The sequence below is a fragment of the Mycolicibacterium cosmeticum genome, assembly GCF_000613185.1.
In the GTDB taxonomy this organism is placed as follows: Bacteria; Actinomycetota; Actinomycetes; order Mycobacteriales; family Mycobacteriaceae; genus Mycobacterium; species Mycobacterium cosmeticum.
In genome coordinates this window covers 372,472-390,620 of sequence record NZ_CCBB010000001.1, presented here as the reverse complement: position 1 = coordinate 390,620, position 18,149 = coordinate 372,472, and the positions used below count along the sequence as shown (strand labels likewise).

Genomic DNA, 18,149 nt, shown 5'->3' with positions numbered 1-18,149 from the left:
TCAGGCGTGCACGTCGCGCAGGCCGACGGCACCGCGCAGACCCGAACAGTTGACGCAGCCGACGCAGCCCACGCAGTCGGTGCACGCCACGCAGGCGACGCAGGCCCGGCATTTCTGGCAGGCCACGCACGCCACGCAGCACGCGCAGCCGACCAGGGCCGCACACAGGATGGTGAAGGCGCTGCCGAACACGGCGATACTGCCTGCCACCCCGGCGCTGGCACCGGTGGCGATGGAGCCGGCCACGCCCGCGCTGTTCGCCGTGGCAATGGAGCCGGCGACCGCGGCGCTGCCGACGGTGGCGATCGAACCGGCGACCGCCGCGCTGCCGACGGTGGCCAGCGACTCCTCGACGGCCACGCTGCCCACCGTGCCGATCGAACCGTCCTCGCGCGCAATGGTTTCCACTAGTCCGCACCCTTCCCGTTGTCGACGCGGTACACCGCGCCGTGGATGGCCGCCGCGTCCGCACTGGCCAGGAACGCGATGGTCTTGGCGACGTCGACGGGATCCATGAAACCCCGCGGGGCGGCGATCCGCATGATCAGCTCCCAATCCGCGTCGTCCGGGGCGGCGAAGTCGGTCACCTGCGGGGTGAGCATCCCGCCCGGGCACACCGCGTTGATGCGCACCTTCTCCTTGGTGAACTCCACGGCCAGCGCCCGGGTCAACCCGACCAGGCCGTGTTTGGCGGCGCAGTAGCCCGCCGAATAGACCTCACCCTCGACACCGGCCACGGACGCGACGTTGACGATATTGCCGCCGGTCTCCAGCAGGTGCGGCAGCGCGGCCCGGCACAGGAAGAACGGTCCGTTCAGGTTGACGGCCAGATCGTGCTCCCATTCGGCGTCGGTCAGCGTGATGGTGCGGCGCATCTGATGGAAGCCGGCCACATTCGCCAACACGTCCAGGCGCCCGAACGCGGCCACGCAGTCGGCGACGGCCTGGCGGCACGCCGCGGCCGAACCGATATCCACCGAGGCGTACCGCCCGCCGGGCACCTCGGCGAACACCTCGGCCAGCCGGTCGGTATCGCGGGCGATGCCGAACACCGTCGCCCCCCGCTCGGCGAACACCTTCGCCGTCGCCGCCCCCAATCCCGAGGACGCCCCGGTCACCAACGCCACTTTGCCGTCGAGTGCAGTCATGCGGCTGACTCTCTCACGGCACAAACCCGGGACGTGTCCGAAGCGCCCTGTAATACTGCGACGGTGAGGAAGCACTTTTCCGCATTGGTCGGTGCGCTGCTGACGGGCGCGGCGCTGGTGGCATTTGCCGGGCCGGCGCGCGCGGACCAGCAGGTGATGCAGGGCGTCTACACCTTCCACCAGGAGGGCCTGCCGGACGCGACGTGGTCCATCTGGCCGTCGTGCGTGCCGGTGGTGGGCGACCTGCGCGCCGAGATCCACGACCCGGTGGCGTGCCGCCTGCACGTCAGCTCGACCCCGAACGCGGTCGCCAAGGGCGGAGACGCGGTGCTGACCGACGGCCTGTGGGCGTACAACATCAGCTCGGTGGACGGTCTGACCTGCCCGGACGGCAGCACCGAGGCGCTGATGGAAACCTTCCGCTTCGACAGCAACACATTGAGCGGTACCCGCATCATCTCGCACAACCAGGTGTGCGGGTTGCCCGCGACGCTGGACAAGAGACCGTTCACGCTGTCCTATCAGGGCCCGCTGCCGATCCCGGTGGAGCAGTACCCGCTGATCTGTGAGCCCGGCGGGCTGCGCCGCTGCTTCTGATCCGCGGCGGGGCTATCCTCACCGCTTGATGAGCGATCAAACCCGGCTGCAGCGGTTCGAGCAACGGACCGAGTGGCTGCTGGCCGCCGTCGCATTGCTGTTCCTGGCCTGCTATTCGATCCGGGTGCTGGCCCAGCCGCGCGGATTTGGTGACGCCGTCCTGCACGTCGTCATGGTGGCGCTGTACCTGGTGTTCGTCACGGACTATCTGGTGCGCTTCTACCTCGCCGAGCCGCGGGGCCGGTGGTTCGTGCGCAACCTGCTCGACCTGGCCATCGTCGCGTTGCCGATGCTGCGCCCGCTGCGCCTGCTCAGCCTGGCGGTGGTGCTGGAGGTGCTGCAGCGCGTCATCGGGCACAGCATCCGGGGCCGGGTCGCCACCTACACCGCGGGCGGCGTGGTGACCATCGTCTACGCCGCCTCGCTGGCGGTGCTCGACGTCGAACGCGACGCACCCCATGCCCAGATCACGTCATTCGGCGACGCGTTGTGGTGGGCCATCAGTACCGTGACCACCGTCGGCTACGGCGACCTCGCCCCGGTGACCTTCGGCGGCCGACTGATCGCGGTGGCGCTGATGATCGCCGGGATCAGTCTGCTGGGCGTCGTCACCGCCACGCTCGCGTCGTGGATCGTCGAACGGGTTGCCGAGGAGGACGACGCCAACCGGGCCGCCACGGCCCGGCAGATCGAGGAACTGCGCGACGAGATCCGCGGGCTGCAGCGCAGCCGAGAAAGGGACAGCACGACATGAAGCGAATAGTGGTGTGGGGTACCGGATTCGTCGGCACCATGGTGATCGCCGAGATCGTCAAACACCCACTGTTCGAACTCGTCGGGGTGGGCGTCAGCAACCCCGAGAAGGTGGGCCGCGACGTCGGCGAGATCTGTGGCCTGGACGCTCCCATCGGACTGGCCGCCACCGACGACGTCGACGCCCTGATCGCGCTGAAACCCGACGCCCTGGTGCACTACGGGCCGACGGCCGCGCAGGCCGACGCCAACATCGACCTCATCACCCGCTTCCTGCGGGCCGGCATCGATGTCTGCTCGACGGCGATGACACCGTGGGTGTGGCCGCACATGTCGCTCAACCCGCCGTCCTGGACCACCCCGATCGACGAGGCCTGCGCCGCCGGGGGAGCATCGTGTTTCACCACCGGGATCGACCCCGGATTCGCCAACGACCTGTTCCCGATGACCCTGATGGGTCTGTGCTCGGAGGTGCGCCGGGTGCGGGCCTCGGAGCTGCTCGACTACACCAACTACACCGGTGACTACGAGTTCGAGATGGGGATCGGCAAGCCGCCGGAGTACCGGCCGCTGCTGGAGCACCGCGACATCCTGGTGATGTCCTGGGGTGCCACCGTGCCGATGATCGCGCACGCGGCCGGGATCACCCTCGACGAGATCACCACCACCTGGGAGAAGTGGGTGACACCGGAGGACCGCAAGTCCGCCAAAGGGGTCATCCCGGCCGGCCATGTGGCGGCGGTCCGGTTCACCATCAACGGTCGGTACCTCGACGAGACCCGCATCCAGCTGGAACACGTCAATCGGATCGGGCTGGACGCGGCGCCGGACTGGCCGACCGGCAACGACAACGACGTGTACCGGGTGGACATCGACGGCACCCCCAGCATCTCCCAGGAGACCGCCTTCCGGTTCACCGACGGCTCGGGCCGCGACGCGGCGGCGGCGGGCTGCCTGGCAACCGGGTTGCGGGCCCTCAACGCCGTGCCCGCGGTCAACGATCTCCCATCGGGTTGGGTCACCGCGCTGGACCTTCCGCTGATCCCGGGCGCCGGCACCATCCGCTAGTAACGTCCGCCCGGCAAATTCAGATGGATAACCCGATAGGGTTGCTGAAGGCGGGTGTGATGACAGAGTCGGTAGGGCTGTCGATTGGTGCCACCAATCTGGCGGCCGTGACGGTGGGCCGGGCCGCGGTGACGCGGCCGGCGGTGCTGACGCGGGAAACGGGTCCGGTGTTCACCGACTTCGTGGATCGCGTCGGTGATCCGGTCGGCCTGATCGCCGCCGACGGCAGCACCCACCGGCCCGAGGCGCTGCTCACCGAAGCGCTGCGGGCACTGCGCCGCACCGTTCCACCCGGCGCACACACCGGCATCGGTCACCCCGCGCACTGGCATCCCCGGCAGGTGGCGGCCGCGCGCACCGCGCTGGCCGCCGACCCGGAACTCCGAACGGCACCATTGTTTTCCGACGCGGTGACCGCGCTGGCGGCGCTGAGCGACAACCCGGGGTTGCCGGCCCGCGGCATCGTCGTGCTGTGTGACTTCGGCGGCACCGGCACCAGCATCACGGTCGCCGACGCGGCCAACGGCTACCAACCCATCGCCCCCACGGTGCGCTACACCGAACTGTCGGGCGCGCTGATCGACCAGGCGCTGCTGACCCATGTGCTCGCCGGTGTTCCCGGCGCGGCCGATGCCGCCGGCACCTCCGCGATCGGATCGCTGACCAGGTTGCGGGCCGAGTGCCGGACCGCCAAGGAGCGGCTCTCCGGTGCCGCGGCGGCCGCGGTGCCGGTGGACCTGCCCGGCCATCGCACCGAGGTGCGGGTCACCCGCGACGAGCTCGACGCGATGCTGCGCGGCCCGCTCGGCGAGTTTCTCGCCGTGCTGCGGGACACGTTGCAGCGCAGCGGAATCCGGGCCGCCGACCTGGCGGCGGTGGCCTCCGTGGGTGGTGGGGCCCGCATCCCGGCGGTGACCGCGGCACTGTCCGAGCAGTTCCGGGTGCCGGTCGTGACATTGCCGCAGCCGGAACTCGCCGCGGCGATCGGGGCGGGCATCAGGGCAGCCCGGCCCGCCGCCGAGGAGGGGGTCACCACGGTCGCGCCGGTCCCACCCGTCGTGCCCGCGCCGGACCCGGCCGCCCTGCCCGCGCCGGACCCGGCGATGTCGAGCACCTTCCGCGCGCTGGCCTGGTCACAGGACACCGATGAGGTGCCCGGCGCCGAACCGTTCGTGGTGGACCACCCGATCGATCGCGATCCCTCCCATAGCTTCACCGGCCTCGATGCCCGGCCGCAGGTCCAGTTCACCGATCACGAAGAGCCGGAGCCCGAGCCGATTCCCTGGTACCGGCGGCCCGCCCTGCTGATCGGGGCGGGTGCCGCCGTCGTGTTGGCGGTGTGTGTGGTCGCGGCCGTGGTGGTGATGCGCACCGACCAGGCTCAGACGCCCACCTCGCAGACCACCACGGCGACGGCGACGGCCAATCCGGCCACCCCGTCCGCCGTCCCGCAACAGCCCTCACCAGCGGAGGCACCCGCGCCGGCGACCGAGGCGCCACCGCAGACCAGGACGGTCACCCGGCAGGCACCCGTCACGCAGGCCCCGCCGCCACCGGCGACCGAAACCCCCGCCCCGACCAGTGAGGCCCCGCCACCATCACCGTCACCGGAGCCGTCGCCGTCCCCGGAGCCCACCACCGAGGCGCCGACGACCCCGCCGCCGCTGATCCCGACGATCCCGGCCATCCCGCCGATCCCCACCATTCCCGGCTTGCCGCCGTTCATCCCACAACCGGGGCAACAGCTTCCGCACTAGGGTGGGTCCGATGAGCACCGGTGCCGATGTGGTGATCGGCCGATTACTGGCCGGCGGAGTCGATGTCTGTTTCGCCAATCCGGGCACATCCGAGATGCATTTCGTGGCCGCCCTGGACCACACTCCGGCGATGCGCGCGGTGCTGTGCCTGTTCGAAGGGGTGGCCACCGGTGCCGCCGACGGCTACGCCCGCATCGCGGGCACACCCGCGGCCACCCTGCTGCACCTGGGTCCCGGTCTGGCCAACGGTCTGGCCAACCTGCACAACGCGCGGCGCGCGCACAGCCCCGTCGTCAACGTCGTCGGCGACCACGCCACCTACCACGCGGCGTTCGACGCGCCGCTGCAATCCGATATCGAGGCCCTCGCCGGCTGGCCGGACGGGGTGGTCGTGCGGCCCGCGACCGCGTCGGCACTGGCCAACGCGGTGGACGAGGCGATCGCCGCCGCGGTCGGTCCGCCCGGCCGGGTCGCCACCGTGATCCTGCCCGCCGACTACTCCTGGAGCACCGCGGAGGACACCGCCGCCGCGGTGCCCGCGCCGTCGGCCACGGGTGCGGAAGCTGGCGCCGACATCGCGCCCGTCGCCGAGCTGCTGCGTACCCACGGCGCCGATACCGTCCTGCTGCTCGGGGGAGCGGCCACCGATGCGGCGGGACTCACTGCGGCCGCCCGGATTTCGGCAGCGGTCGGCGCCAGGGCGCTGGTGGAGACCTTCCCCGCCCGGCTGTCCCGCGGGGCCGGTGTCCCGCCCATCGAACGGCTGGCCTACCTCGGTGAACAGGCCGAGCAGCAGCTGGCAGGCATCTCGCATCTGGTGCTGGTCGGGGCCCGGTCGCCGGTCGCCTTCTTCGCCTACCCGGGAAAGCCGAGCGGGTTGGTGCCCCGGGGCACGCAGATCCACACCGTGGAGCCGGCCGACCTGGACCGGCTCGTCGAGGCGCTGGCCGCCCCCGCGTTGTCGCCCGCCCCCGCGGCGCCGCCCACGCTGCCCACCGGGCCGCTGACCGTGGCCAACTGGGTGGAGGTGATCGGGGCGCTGCTGCCCGAGCGTGCGGTGATCGTGGACGAGGCCAATACCAGCGGGCTGCTGTTACCGGCCGCCACGGCGGCCTCCCCGCGGCACGAGGTGCTGACGCTGACCGGCGGTGCGATCGGTCAGGGGTTACCCGTGGCGGTGGGTGCCGCGGTCGCGGCCCCGGACCGGCCGATCATCGCACTGCAGGCGGATGGCAGTGCGCTGTACACCATTTCGGCGCTGTGGACGATGGCCCGCGAACAGCTCGACATCACCGTGGTGATCCTGAACAACCACGCCTACGCCATTCTGCAGCTGGAGCTGGCGCGGGTGGGCTCGGCCGCGACCGGCCCGCAGTCCCGCTCGCTGCTGGATCTGGGCAACCCGGACATCGACTTCGTCGCCATCGCAACGGGTTTCGGCGTGCCCGCCAGCCGCGCGACGACGGCCGAGGACCTCGCCGAGCAGTTCCGGGCCGCGCTGGGTCAACCCGGCCCGCACCTCATCGACGCGGCGATTCCGGCCTGGGGCTAGAACGCTTTCGGCCGCTTGTGCAGCACGACCAGTGCCAGCGGGATCCGCATCTGCTCCGGTTCGGCGGCCAGCCGGGCCGCCACGCCGGCCTCGAGCGCATCGCAGAAGGCGGTGCGCCGGTCGGTCGGTAACACCGCCGCGAGTGTCGGGAACACCGCCGCGCGGACGAACGCCGCCCATTCCGAACCGAAATGCGCTGCGTCCCGGTCTGATCGGTAGCGCTGCCAGAAGCGGTCCTCGGCGTCGAACACCTCGAGATGCTCGACGCTGAGTTGTTCCAGCCGGCCGGACGGCGCGAACGGTGCGAGGAAGTCACCCGCGCGCCGCCCGACGATCGGCAGGTTCATCCGGACCAGTTCGGCTTCGGTGATCACGCCACGGGCCACCAGCTCGGTGAGTTCGGCCATCACCGCCTGCAGCACCGGCCGATAGCCGAACTCGCCGTCATCGGAGACGGCCATGGTGATCACCACGGCGCGTCCGCCCGGGCACAGTTCGCGGCCACGGAACGCCACGAATTCGTGCCAGTCGAACGCCGCCTGCTTGTCGTGGGCGGCGCGCACGGCGGCGTCGGCGCTGAATGAGGCGTGGATGTGGTCGGGCACCGGGCCGGGCACCCGGCCCAGCCACAGCACCGCCCAGGCCGACCAGCCCAGGTTCACACTGTTGGACGGGATGATCTGGGTGTAGAACGACCGGCCGACCGCCGAGGCATAGGTGGCATGATCCTTCTTCAGGTAGCTGTCCGGGTCCTCGTCGAGCACCCGGAACAGCGCGCTGAAGTCATTGTCCGGAACGTCGGTGTGGGTCACCAGGATCGAGTGCTCGGGGCGGGTCCGCTTGCGCAGCACCGCGATGGCCGCCGAGATCGGCAGCAGCGAGTTGTGCCCGTTGGCCGCGCCGTAGTCGGCGATCACGATCGGCCGGGGTGCGGACGGGATGGGCACCGCCTGCGCGGTCTGTTCGAAGAGCGCGATGGCGCGTTTCAGGCCGGCCGCCTGCAGCCGGGATCCGGCGGTATAGAACCCACTCCCCGGCGGGATCGGTCGCACCACCACACTGGATTCGCGGCTGGCACCTGGCCTCGAACTGGACACGGTGAAAACGGTAGTCCACGTCGCCGTCCGTCGAGATGTGAGTGTGCCGGGGCGATCGCTACCGCGTGTCTCCCATATGGCTGGTCCAGGTGATACAGGCGCTGAGTACGACGCCCCGTTCCGCCGCCACCAGCGCGGCGCGGCGGCAGGCTACTGGCCGCCCTTTGATCCGGCCGACGGAAGTGGCCGAGGCGCGGAGGGTGGCCGCCGATGGCATGTCCCAGGACTGGGCGTGGGACTCCACATCGTCGCTCATCGCCACCGATGATCGGTCCACCAGCACTCGCACGATGTCGTCCACACTGGGCTTCTTCAGACGAGCCAACTCCGCCGCAACGACGGTCGTTGGTCAACCGCCCCAGGGATTGTCGCCGGCGTCCCATCGACTCTGAAGCTCCGGATACAGAGTCTGCAGATGCGTCGGAATCGTCCGCTTGGCCGCACGGGTGTGGTCGTCGGTGAGGACCTCGGGTTGCCCGGCCTGTACGGCATCAAGCGTTTGTGCAGCCACCTCTGCCGGATCGATCTTGGGCTCGCTGACCGTTGCGGTCATATCGGTGTCGATGAACCCAGGATGCACACCGACCACCAGTGTGCCTGCTGCATGCATTTCGAGCCGGAGGGCATTGGTCAGCGACCACTCGGCAGCTTTCGATGCACAGTAGGACGCATTGAAGGGCAAGGAGTAGAAGCTCGCCACCGAGAGAACGTTGACCAGCGCTCCGCCGCCGTTGGCCGCCAGCACCGGTGCAAACGCACGCGCCATCGCCAGGGTGCCGAAGTAGTTGGTGTCCATCTCTTTGCGCGCCGCCTCCAGATCCGTTGCAGACAGGAACGCTGATTGGAGCATTGCCCCGGCGTTGTTGATGAGCACCGTCGCGTCGGCGGCCAACGTCGTGGCGGCCGAGACAGCGCTGGCATCGGTGATGTCAAGGGACACGGCGGTGACCCGGTCGTCGTCGATCTCGACCGACTCGCGATGGCGGGCGCCGGCGTACACCCGGGCGGCACCGCGCTCGAGTAATGCCTTCACGTAGGCGCGCCCAAGGCCGCGGTTGGCTCCGGTGACCACTGCGACCGCACCTTCGATCGGCACGCCGGCGTCGTGTGGTTTGGGGCTCATGTCAAACTCCTTTCTCGGTGCTTTGCATAGTGCAGTTGTGAAAAGGGTTGTTGGGAAAAGAATCAAGCGCCGCCGATCGATCCGCCACCATCGGCACGCAGGACCTGCCCGGTGACGAAGGCTGCGTCATCGGACAGCAGGAACGCCACCGCCGTTGCGATTTCCCGGGGGGTGGCGAAGCGGCGCATCGGCACCATGTCCAGATACCGTGCCTCGCCCTCGGATCCAGGTGCGTTGTTGGTGCGGAACAGCGCGGTTTCGGTGGGCCCAGGCGCCACCGCGTTCACGGTCACACCGCTCTCTGCGAGTTCATAAGCCCATGCCCGAGTGCAGAATTCGAGCGCGGCTTTGGCGGAACCGTAGGCGGTGCGTTGCGGCATGCCGACGGTGACCAGGCTGGTGATGTTGACGATCCGTCCCCACCCCTTGGCCAGCATCCCGGGCAGGACGGCCTGCGCCGCCTGAACGGCGACCCTTACGTTGACGTCGAAGACGGTGGTGAGGTCGTCGAGGTCGACGTCACCCAACTTCGCTGGGCGGACCAGGCCGACATTGTTCACCAGGGCATCGACAGGTCCGACGTCGAGGATTTCGGTGAGCGCTGCCGCGGTCCGCTGACGGTCGCTCAGGTCGGCGACGACGAACGTGCCCGGGAATGCTTGCGGTGCGGTGCGGGCGATACCGATCGGATGGTGTCCGGCATCGGCAACCAGCTTCGATAAGGCCAAGCCGATTCCCTTGGAAGCACCCGTGATGACGACGCGTCGGCCGCGGCTGTCGCTCATTGACGGTAGGCGAGGTCAGCGGCGGTCAACCCTTCGAGCGCCATCCCGAAGGGCACACCTTCGACGATGCGGCGCAACAGGTGTTGGTTGAGCGTCTGCTTCTGCAAAGACCGGTATGCCGCCGGCTTGGCCGCCAGGACGCGAGCGATTTCCAGGCCACGGACGTAAGCCCTTTCGTGCTCGACGATTTCGTTGACCACCCCCCACCGTTCGGCGGTGACGGCGTCGATCGTTTCACCAGACCAGAGCAGCCACTTCGCCCGGGCGGTACCTGCGATTTCCTCCCACACCACCTGCAGACCGTCACCGGCGGTGATACCGAACGCGGGATGGGGAAAGTCGCCGTATGTCGCGCGGTCAGAGGCAATGTGGATGTCGGACAGCAACAGATATTCCGAGTGCACGGTGGCGGGACCGTTGGCCACGCCGATCACCGGGATCGGCAAGTTCAGGAGGCGTTGCAGGACGGCCAGACCCTCGCGACGGATCTTCTCCCAGACGAGGGGTTTGAAGATCTCGCCGAGGCTGTCTCCGTCGATGCTGTCCATGAACGCATCGCCTGTGCCCGTGAGGACCATCGCCCGGTTGTCGGTGTCCAGTGCGATGTCCTCGAGGGCCTTGGGGAGGTCCTCGTGGGTCTGTCCGGTGAAGGTGACCGGACCACCGTTGGTGTGGAAGCGCATCGTCAGCACACCGTCATCGGTGCGATCGAAGGCGAGGTTCTCATAACGGGTGAAGTACGTGGGGGAGGACATCGGTGGTTGCCTTTCGTTGGACTCCCCAGACTCAACGCGTCCCGGCGGTGCAATTCCCCCACCGACCCATTCCGATCCCGAAGGTCGACATAGGACGCGGTTATGGCTGCAGGTGGTGTGATGGATCGGTGGAACTTCGAGAGATGCGGATGTTCGTCGCCGTGGTGGAGGAAGGCAGCGTGACCGCAGCGGCGCGTCGGCTACACATCAGTCAGCCGGCGCTCTCGCAGGCAATGGTGGGTCTCGAACGTCGACTCGGCTTGGACCTCCTCGTTCGGCACCGCACCGGCATTGCGCTCACCGACGCCGGAACCACGCTGCTGGCCGAATCGCGGGCGGTACTCGCCCGATACGACCAAGCCCTGGCCGCGCTGTCCCGTCACGAGGCCCCTGACAATGTCCTCCGGCTGGGGATACCGCTGGAGTTGCCGCCCGATCTGTTGCCAGGAGCATTGGCCACACTGGGTGCCGCCTATCCCGAGACCCGTGTCCAGGCGCGACACGCGACGACTGCACAGCAACTCGACGCGCTGCGCGCCGCCGAGTTGGATGTCGGGTTGGTCCGAGAGCGACCCGCGGGGACCGATCTGGACGCGACGCTGGTGTGCGAGGAACGGTTGGGGGTCTTGTTGGCCCGCAGCCGGGCCGACACTCTGGCCACCGCCCGCGGCGTGCGACTGGACGCCCTGACAGGGCTGGACTGGGTGGGGTTTCCGCGTTCTGGCAGCCCGGCCTGGTTCGACGAACTCACCGCGATCCTGCGCAGCCACGGTGTCAGCCCGGGTGACGATGTCCGGGCGGAAGATCCACTGATCCCGGAGGTGAAGATGGCGGCGGTCACCACTGGTCACGCCTTCGCCTTGGCGCCACCGCACTGGTCTCAACCCATGCCCGACGAGGTGAGCTGGTACCCGCTGATCGGCGGTCCACTGGTCCGGCGCACGTGGGCCGCGTGGCGGGCCGACTCCCGGCGGCGCGATGTCGCGCTTTTCGTCGACGCCCTCGAACCCGATGATTGACGGAGGCGCTATCGACCTCGAGTTCGCTACTCAGACGCGGGACCAACTCGTCGCCGCGCAATTCTTCCCGGCCAACCACATCGGCGCTGGCGCAACTTGGACGATCCGAGGTTCGAACGTCGATGCCCGATCGCCTGGCACGTCGAGTTCGACCGCACCGGTGGTCTCGGTCAGCACTGTCTTCGTGCGGGTGCCGTTGCGGATATTGCCCGTCCCCGCCTCGGGCGGGTCGTTTTTCGATAACCGAGGTGTTCGGTCATCTCGGCGCTCTCGATATCTCATATTGCCGTAGGGCTGGAATCCCGCATCGGGTTGAACGTTTCGCGCGCGACGGTGGTCGTGGCAGGCATCTTCATTGTTACTTTCGTTGTCCTAGCTGAGCGTGGTCACCGCCAACGGCACCTTGGTGTCGGCCACCCGGATGTCGACCGTGCGGATGTTCGCGGCCGGAATGGCGGTGGCGGCGGCCAGGTTCGACGCCTCATTGCCCGACGGGCTCCAGGATGCGATGGTCGATTCCCGGCCGTCCTTGGTGGTGACGACGAGGTCGTATCTGGCCACGGTGGTGGCCCAGTCCTTGGTGTACTGGCATTGCCAATCCAGCCGCGTCCCCCATGATTCGGCCGATACCGCCAGCGCCGCGGTCACACCCGCACGCTGCCCGGCACCCATGGCCTGCAGCGCGGGCCCCGCCGGCTCCTGCGGGGCCAGGATCAGATGACCGACGAAGCCGCCGATGATGAGACATGCGGCGGCAGAGGCGATACCGGTGGCCACCCGGAGCCGCTGGGCCCGGAGCCGCCGTTTCCGGGCGGCCGCGGCCAGCGACACCAGGTCGGGTGCCTGTTCGGCATCCTCGCCGAGCAGCGCCAGCGCCTCCTCCCGGGGCAGGGCGTCCATGATGGCGGGCAGGCCCGCCAACGAGTCCAGCCCGGTCCCCTGATCGGGGTGGTCGGCCAGGTAGCGCTCGTATGCGACGGTCTCTTCCGGGGTGAGGGCGCCCAGCAGGTAGGCGGCGTCCCACTCGGACGGGTCGTGATCGGCGGCGCTCATTGCACCACCCCCCTTTCTTCCAGGGCGACGCGCAGCGCACGGACCGCGTAGTGCAGCCGGGATTTGACCGTCCCGGCCGGGATGTTCTCGTGGCGGCCGATTTCGACCGCGGTCTCGCCGAGGTAGTGCGCCCGCACCAGCACGGTGCGGTGCTCCCGGCTCAGGGACCGCAAGGCGTCGGCGACGACCCAGGAGTCGACGGCCGGTCCCAGGGTGTCGGGGGCGCGCTGCTCGGGAACCGTGTCCGTGCGCAGTTCCCGTTTGAAACGGTGGCTGCGGCGATCGTCGATGACGAGGTTGCGGGCCACGGTGTACAGCCACGCCCGCACCGAGTCGGTGGAACCCGTGGTCAGGATGTCGGGCTTCTGCCACAGCCGCAGCAGCGATTCCTGCACCACGTCCTCGGCGAACTCGCGGTCGCCGCGGGTGAGGCGCAGGACATAGCGCTGCAGTGCGGGGCCATGCTCGTCGTGAATACCGCGCAGCAAGTCGGCGGCACCATCGTGCGGCCCGGAAGGACCGGAGTCTGTCATGACGGGCGGTTTCCTCGGTTGGTTGGCGTGCGACCGGTCCGGCGCGTCCTCGTCATGTCTCGATTCTGGCGCACCGGGCCGGGATGCGGCGCCGGACATGGCTACCTGGGCGGGCCGGTCAGGTGACGGCGCGCCTGCCGCGGGCGATAACGCGTGGTCCAGCGCGCCGCGGTCCGCATGCCCGGCGTGGCGGCGGAGCCGCAGAACACCAGGTGACCGGTTCCCGGCAATTCCGCGCGCACCGGGCTCACCGGGGGCTGTTCCGCCTCGGCCAGCAGGACGCCGACGAACTGGTAACCGCGGCCGCGCACCGTCCGGATGTAGCGTTGCGTCTCACCGTCGTCACCGAGCGCGCGCCGGGCGGCCTTGATGCGGCTCGTCAGTGCGGCCTCCCCGACGAACCTGCCGCCCCACACCGAGTCGAACAGTTCGTTCTTGGTGACCACGCGCTGGTGGTGGCTGACCAATTGGATCAACACGTCGAAAACCTGGGGCTCCATCGGGATGGCGACGTCGTTGCGGCGCAGTTCGAATCGCGGCAGATCCAGCACGAAGTCGTCGAACCGCCATACCTGCGGCTCAGTGGTTTTCGCGGCCGCGGGAAGCATCGAGGGCAAGGTCACGGTCGTTCCCTTCTTTCAGCGCCGTGTGGCGCGGTCAGCAGGAACGACGGGCGAGTCCCGCCAAGGGTTCAGTCCTCGTGAAAATTTTCCCGCCGATGCGTTCCACCAGGTGTTTCCCTGCGCCCGGCATGACAGACTGCGCGGTGTGAGCCGCTCGACAGCACCCAGAATCCTCACCGTCATCGCGGTGCTGACCATGATCGTCTCGGGTGTCGGGTTCGTCGCCGCACTGATGCTCAACGCGTTCGTGTTCGACGAGTACGACGCCTACGGCGAGGTGCCGATCCCGGGACGCGGCACGGTACACCTGCCGGCCGGTGAGGTGAACGTCAGCTTCCACACACAGATCATCGGCAGCACGAACGGGGGCGGGTTGCCGATCCCGAACCTGCGGTGGCGCGCCGACCCGCCGGCCGGTGTTGCCGAGCCTGAGGTCACCGAAGCCATCGGCAGCACCACCACCGTCAACAACGATGCGCGGGTTCGGGTGTGGGTTGCCCGCATCGCCGAGGAAGGCGACTACCGCATCAGCACCGAGGGCAATGTCAGCGCCTTCATCAGCCCGCGGCTGGCCTTCGGGCACGGCAGCCCGGTGCCCGACCTGCCGTGGTGGCTCGCCGCGGTGTTCGGCGTCGCGGTCGTCGACCTGATCATCGCGCGGGTGTGGGCGGCCAAGGTACGCCGCCGACCGACGCCGGTGGGGCTGATGCCCGGCTTCACCATCGATGCCGGGCCGAGCTTCACCCCCACGGACGACGGAATCCGCATCCAGCAACTGAAAACCCTTGCCGCGCTGCGGGACTCCGGTGCGCTCACGCAGGCCGAATTCGACGCCGAGAAGCGCCGCCTGCTGGGGTCCTAGTCAGACCGCGGCACCGCTTCGCAGGGTGGACCGCGCGAACGTCCCCGCCGGTACGAACCGGCCCAGCAGATCGTCGGCAGGCTCGCCCGCGAATTCGGTGATCAGCGCCTTGGCCGCCGCCTCCGATGTCACGGCCTCGAACGGCCGCGGATCGTCCAGCAGCGCGAGCAGTTTGGACGCGAACCGCGCGCTGCCACTGGCCGCCGCGAAGAACAACCCGCCGTAGGCGGCGAAGTCGGGATCGCCGAGGAACAGTCGGGTCACCCGCTGCGCGGCGCGGGCGCGGTGGTCGTAGAAGTCTTCGAAAGCCGCTGTGAGCCAAGCGGTGTCGAACGGCCCGTCGTGCGCACCGGCCTTGTGCACCAGCCTGGCCGCCTGGATCAGGCCGCCTTGGGCGCCCTGGCCGGCGATGGGATCGTAGGCCACCGCGGTGTCGCCGAGCGCCGCCACCGGATGCCCGCCGGCGGTGTGCCCGACACCGGCGCGCACCACCTGGGTGACCGCACCGGTCAGCCACGAATGCGGGTCCTCCTCGATGACCCGGAGTTCCAGCACTTCGGGGAGGTCCCAGTCGAGGTAATCGCGGTGCAGTTCGACGGCCACGGCCAGCGCCGACTCGGCGCTGGTGACGGTGGCGAACCGGCGTTCCCAGTCGCTGCCCGGCTTGGCCCATCCGAGGAAGGCCCATGTCGGGCCGGCGTCCTTGTGCAGATACGGGCCCCAGAACACCTCGCCCTGATCGGCCACCACCGACAGCGTGTTGTGCGCACCGCCGGCCGGGCCGCGGTGGGCGAACACCTCGGGACCGTGCGACAGGCCGGTCGCGGTAAAAGCCAGCAGTCGGCGCTGTGGCTTGTCGTACGCCGTGCGGGCGGCGTCGACGGGGAACAGGGCGGACAATCCGCCGCGCCCGGTCGCCACCAGGGTCAGGTTGGCCTTGGCGGCGATGCCGTCCAGCCCCTCGGCATCCACCGGCTGCACCACGAACCGGCCGCCGCGCTGCTGGAACAACGTCAGGCGATCATCGGCCTTGAGGCGGGTGTCCACGGCGATCCCGCGGAACCCGTCGAACCAGCCGTCGAAGGCGATCGCCTCGGTGCCACCGTCGACGACCCGCACACTCTCGCCCGTCGACAGCGGCGCCGTCGCCAGATACGTGTTCAGCCCCAGGCTCTCCTCGGCGCGCTGCGCCTCGCCGAGGATCAGCGCCGTACCCGTCGCCGGGACGCCGTCACGCAGCCGGGCCTGCTCCAGATCGCTGTAGATGGTGACATCAAAACCCTTGTCCAGCAATCCCAGTGCCGCGCTGACGCCGGTCTGGCCGGCGCCGATGATCGCCGCGGTTCGTCCACTCGATGTCGTCATGGCACGACTATCGATGCGGCCACACCCCGGCGCCAGGTACTGGCTCAGCGTGATCGCAACCTAGTGGCCGCGCGCCACCCACTCGTCGTAGTGCACCAGTTCGCCGCCGATGGTGGTGGTGTCGCCGTGGCCGGTGTAGACGACGGTTTCGTCGGGCAGGGTGCCCAGTTTGGTGGAGATGGATTCCAGGATGGTGGGGAAGCTGGAGTAGGAGCGGCCGGTGGCGCCGGGTCCGCCTTGGAACAGGGTGTCTCCGGAGATGACGGCGTTCAGTGCGGGGGCCGACCAGCACACCGAGCCCGGGGAGTGCCCGGGGGTGTGCAGGGCGTGTACCTCGATGCCGCCGGCGGTGAGCACCAGTCCGTCCTCGACGCTTCGGAAGTCGGTGTCGGGGTGGATTTCTCGCCAGAGCATGTCGTCGGCGGGGTGCAGGAACACCGGGGCGTCCAGGGTGGTGGCCAGTTCGGGGGCGACGGTGATGTGGTCGTTGTGGCCGTGGGTGCAGATGACGGCGACGACGTTGCGTCCGGCGACGGCCTCGATGATGGGGGCGGCGGTGTGGGCGGCGTCGAAGACGATGACATCTGAGTCGTCGCCGACGAGCCAGATGTTGTTGTCGACGTCCCAGGTGCCGCCGTCGAGGGAGAAGGTGCCGCTGGTGACGACCCGGGTGATGGCACCCATCAGAGGATGACCACGGAGCGCAGGACCTCGCCGGCGTGCATTTTGTGGAAGGCGTCTTCGATCTGGTCGAGGCCGATGCGTTCGGAGACGAATTTCTCCAGGGGCAGCCGGCCCTGGCGATAGAGACTGATGAGGGTGGGGAAGTCGCGTTCGGGTAGGCAGTCGCCGTACCAGGACGACTTGAGTGCTCCGCCGCGGGAGAAGAAGTCCACCAACGGCATTTCTAGGGTCATGTCCGGGGTCGGGACGCCGACGAGCACGACGGTGCCGGCCAGGTCGCGGGCGTAGAAGGCCTGCTTCCAGGTTTCGGGGCGCCCGACGGCGTCGATGACCACGTCGGCGCCGAACCCGTCGGTCAGATCCTGGATGGTCTCCACGGGGTCGAGTTCTTTGGCGTTGATGGTGTGGGTGGCCCCGAACCCGCGGGCCCAGTCCAGTTTCCGGTTGTCGGTGTCCACGGCGATGATCGTCTTGGCCCCGACCAGGGCCGCCCCGGCGATGGCGGCATCACCCACCCCGCCGCAGCCGATGACCGCGACGGTGTCGTTGCGGCCCACGTTGCCGGTGTTGATGGCCGCGCCGATGCCGGCCATCACCCCGCAGCCGAGCAGACCGGCCACGGCCGGGTCGGCTTCGGGATCGACCTTGGTGCACTGGCCCTGATGCACGAGGGTTTTGTCGGCGAACGCCCCGATCCCGAGGGCGGGGGTCAGTTCGGTGCCGTCGGTCAGGGTCATTTTCTGGGTGGCGTTGAAGGTGTCGAAACACAGGTTCGGGCGGCCGCGTTTGCAGGCCCGGCATTCGCCGCACACCGCGCGCCAGTTCAGGATCACGAAATCGCCGGGGGCGACATGGGTGACACCGTCGCCGATGGACTCGACGGTGCCGGCGGCCTCATGCCCGAGCAGGAACGGGTACTCGTCGTTGATGCCGCCCTCGCGGTAGGTCAGGTCGGTGTGGCATACCCCGCACGCGATGATGTCGACCACCACCTCACCCGGACCGGGATCGGGGATCACGATGTCGACCAACTCGACGGGCTGCTTCTTCGACCGGGAAATCACACCGCGCACTGTCTGACTTGTCATACGGTTCTCCTGTCTTGTCGGGGATGGCCTTGGCGGGTCGCCGGTGCCGCCAACGCGCGCGCCCGTCGCAGCAGCTGCCGCTGATCGAAATCGAGCGGTGCGTCGCTTGAAACGAGCGCTCGAACGATTTCTGCGAACCTAGCCTTGAGGCGTTCGGAGTTCATCCCGAACCTCGGCACGGTCTCCTCGTCATGTGGTCCTCCGTAGGGCGCCCAAGAGACGACGAAACGCAGCATTTCCCAATCGAATTGATTCGTCACGAGCTGGTCGGCCACTCAGGTCATCGG

20 protein-coding genes and 2 pseudogenes are annotated in these 18,149 nt (G+C 69.0%); 7 read left to right on the top strand and 15 right to left on the bottom strand.

The features are described 5' to 3' along the window. On the bottom strand, positions 1–408 hold the full coding sequence (locus tag BN977_RS01940; RefSeq protein WP_036396043.1) for a hypothetical protein: 408 nt from the start codon (positions 406–408) through the stop codon (positions 1–3). Continuing rightward, positions 408–1,148, bottom strand: a complete 741-nt coding sequence (locus BN977_RS01935; protein ID WP_024454178.1) for an SDR family NAD(P)-dependent oxidoreductase — start codon at positions 1,146–1,148, stop codon at positions 408–410. Before BN977_RS01935 ends, BN977_RS01940 begins: the two co-directional genes overlap by 1 nt. Before the next feature lie 63 nt (positions 1,149–1,211). On the opposite strand from BN977_RS01935, the gene BN977_RS01930 reads away from it, so the two are divergent. The 5 genes from BN977_RS01930 to BN977_RS01910 are packed head-to-tail and all read left to right on the top strand — an operon-like array spanning position 1,212 to position 6,875. Continuing rightward, positions 1,212–1,745, top strand: coding sequence for a hypothetical protein (locus BN977_RS01930; RefSeq protein ID WP_024454179.1), 534 nt, complete (start codon positions 1,212–1,214; stop codon positions 1,743–1,745). Positions 1,746–1,773: 28 nt separating this feature from the next. Continuing rightward, entirely contained in the window at positions 1,774–2,499 is a 726-nt protein-coding gene (locus BN977_RS01925) for a potassium channel family protein (protein ID WP_024454180.1), read from the top strand. After that, entirely contained in the window at positions 2,496–3,566 is a 1,071-nt protein-coding gene (locus tag BN977_RS01920; RefSeq protein WP_036396041.1) for an NAD(P)H-dependent amine dehydrogenase family protein, read from the top strand. Before BN977_RS01925 ends, BN977_RS01920 begins: the two co-directional genes overlap by 4 nt. A gap of 59 nt (positions 3,567–3,625) precedes the next feature. Continuing rightward, positions 3,626–5,323, top strand: a complete 1,698-nt coding sequence (locus BN977_RS01915; RefSeq protein ID WP_036396040.1) for an Hsp70 family protein — start codon at positions 3,626–3,628, stop codon at positions 5,321–5,323. 10 nt (positions 5,324–5,333) lie between these two features. Further along, positions 5,334–6,875 carry an acetolactate synthase large subunit gene (locus BN977_RS01910; RefSeq protein ID WP_036398235.1) on the top strand — a complete coding sequence of 514 codons (1,542 nt, stop codon included), beginning with the start codon at positions 5,334–5,336 and terminating at the stop codon, positions 6,873–6,875. On the opposite strand, the gene BN977_RS01905 is transcribed toward BN977_RS01910, so the two are convergent. The 5 genes from BN977_RS01905 to BN977_RS01885 form a co-directional block, all read right to left on the bottom strand. Then, positions 6,872–7,972 carry a class I SAM-dependent methyltransferase gene (locus BN977_RS01905; RefSeq protein ID WP_036396039.1) on the bottom strand — a complete coding sequence of 367 codons (1,101 nt, stop codon included), beginning with the start codon at positions 7,970–7,972 and terminating at the stop codon, positions 6,872–6,874. The two genes, BN977_RS01910 and BN977_RS01905, sit on opposite strands and share 4 nt — an antisense overlap. Positions 7,973–8,030: 58 nt before the next feature. After that, positions 8,031–8,273, bottom strand: coding sequence for a hypothetical protein (locus BN977_RS01900; protein ID WP_036396036.1), 243 nt, complete (start codon positions 8,271–8,273; stop codon positions 8,031–8,033). 48 nt (positions 8,274–8,321) lie between these two features. After that, positions 8,322–9,095: an SDR family oxidoreductase gene (locus BN977_RS01895; protein WP_206666836.1), complete on the bottom strand. Its 774-nt coding sequence runs from the start codon at positions 9,093–9,095 to the stop codon at positions 8,322–8,324. Between the two features lie 62 nt (positions 9,096–9,157). Beyond that, positions 9,158–9,880, bottom strand: coding sequence for an SDR family oxidoreductase (locus BN977_RS01890; protein ID WP_036396034.1), 723 nt, complete (start codon positions 9,878–9,880; stop codon positions 9,158–9,160). After that, a complete protein-coding gene (locus tag BN977_RS01885; protein ID WP_036396030.1) occupies positions 9,877–10,635 on the bottom strand; it encodes an enoyl-CoA hydratase/isomerase family protein in 759 nt (252 codons plus the stop codon). The genes BN977_RS01890 and BN977_RS01885 overlap by 4 nt, the downstream gene beginning before the upstream one ends. Before the next feature lie 128 nt (positions 10,636–10,763). Between BN977_RS01885 and BN977_RS01880 the strand changes: the two genes are divergently transcribed. Then, the gene (locus BN977_RS01880; RefSeq protein ID WP_036396028.1) at positions 10,764–11,654 is read left to right on the top strand and encodes a LysR family transcriptional regulator; all 891 of its coding nucleotides are present in this window, start codon (positions 10,764–10,766) and stop codon (positions 11,652–11,654) included. 96 nt (positions 11,655–11,750) lie between these two features. Here BN977_RS01880 and BN977_RS32215 read toward each other — a convergent pair. The 4 genes and pseudogenes from BN977_RS32215 to BN977_RS01865 all read right to left on the bottom strand — a co-directional run. Beyond that, positions 11,751–11,917, bottom strand: a pseudogene (locus BN977_RS32215) (transposase); the annotation flags it as partial. Positions 11,918–12,026: 109 nt separating this feature from the next. Next, positions 12,027–12,707: an anti-sigma factor gene (locus BN977_RS01875; RefSeq protein WP_036396026.1), complete on the bottom strand. Its 681-nt coding sequence runs from the start codon at positions 12,705–12,707 to the stop codon at positions 12,027–12,029. After that, a complete protein-coding gene (locus BN977_RS01870) occupies positions 12,704–13,240 on the bottom strand; it encodes a sigma-70 family RNA polymerase sigma factor (RefSeq protein WP_024454210.1) in 537 nt (178 codons plus the stop codon). The genes BN977_RS01875 and BN977_RS01870 overlap by 4 nt, the downstream gene beginning before the upstream one ends. Before the next feature lie 167 nt (positions 13,241–13,407). After that, a pseudogene (locus BN977_RS01865) lies at positions 13,408–13,848 on the bottom strand (winged helix-turn-helix domain-containing protein); the annotation flags it as partial. A 211-nt stretch (positions 13,849–14,059) separates the two neighbouring features. On the opposite strand from BN977_RS01865, the gene BN977_RS01860 reads away from it, so the two are divergent. Beyond that, positions 14,060–14,725: an SHOCT domain-containing protein gene (locus tag BN977_RS01860; protein WP_051561419.1), complete on the top strand. Its 666-nt coding sequence runs from the start codon at positions 14,060–14,062 to the stop codon at positions 14,723–14,725. On the opposite strand, the gene BN977_RS01855 is transcribed toward BN977_RS01860, so the two are convergent. Genes BN977_RS01855 through BN977_RS32600 form a run of 4 tightly spaced genes read right to left on the bottom strand, consistent with a single transcriptional unit; the run spans position 14,726 to position 18,137 of the window. Next, positions 14,726–16,090 (bottom strand): styrene monooxygenase/indole monooxygenase family protein, encoded by a 1,365-nt coding sequence (locus BN977_RS01855; RefSeq protein WP_036396022.1) that lies wholly within the window; start codon positions 16,088–16,090, stop codon positions 14,726–14,728. It lies immediately after the preceding gene. Positions 16,091–16,150: 60 nt separating this feature from the next. Continuing rightward, positions 16,151–16,774, bottom strand: coding sequence for an MBL fold metallo-hydrolase (locus BN977_RS01850; protein WP_036396020.1), 624 nt, complete (start codon positions 16,772–16,774; stop codon positions 16,151–16,153). Next, positions 16,774–17,862, bottom strand: coding sequence for an S-(hydroxymethyl)mycothiol dehydrogenase (locus tag BN977_RS01845; protein WP_036396018.1), 1,089 nt, complete (start codon positions 17,860–17,862; stop codon positions 16,774–16,776). The genes BN977_RS01850 and BN977_RS01845 overlap by 1 nt, the downstream gene beginning before the upstream one ends. Then, the gene (locus tag BN977_RS32600) at positions 17,859–18,137 is read right to left on the bottom strand and encodes a hypothetical protein (protein WP_131590003.1); all 279 of its coding nucleotides are present in this window, start codon (positions 18,135–18,137) and stop codon (positions 17,859–17,861) included. Before BN977_RS32600 ends, BN977_RS01845 begins: the two co-directional genes overlap by 4 nt. Positions 18,138–18,149: the final 12 nt, after the last annotated feature.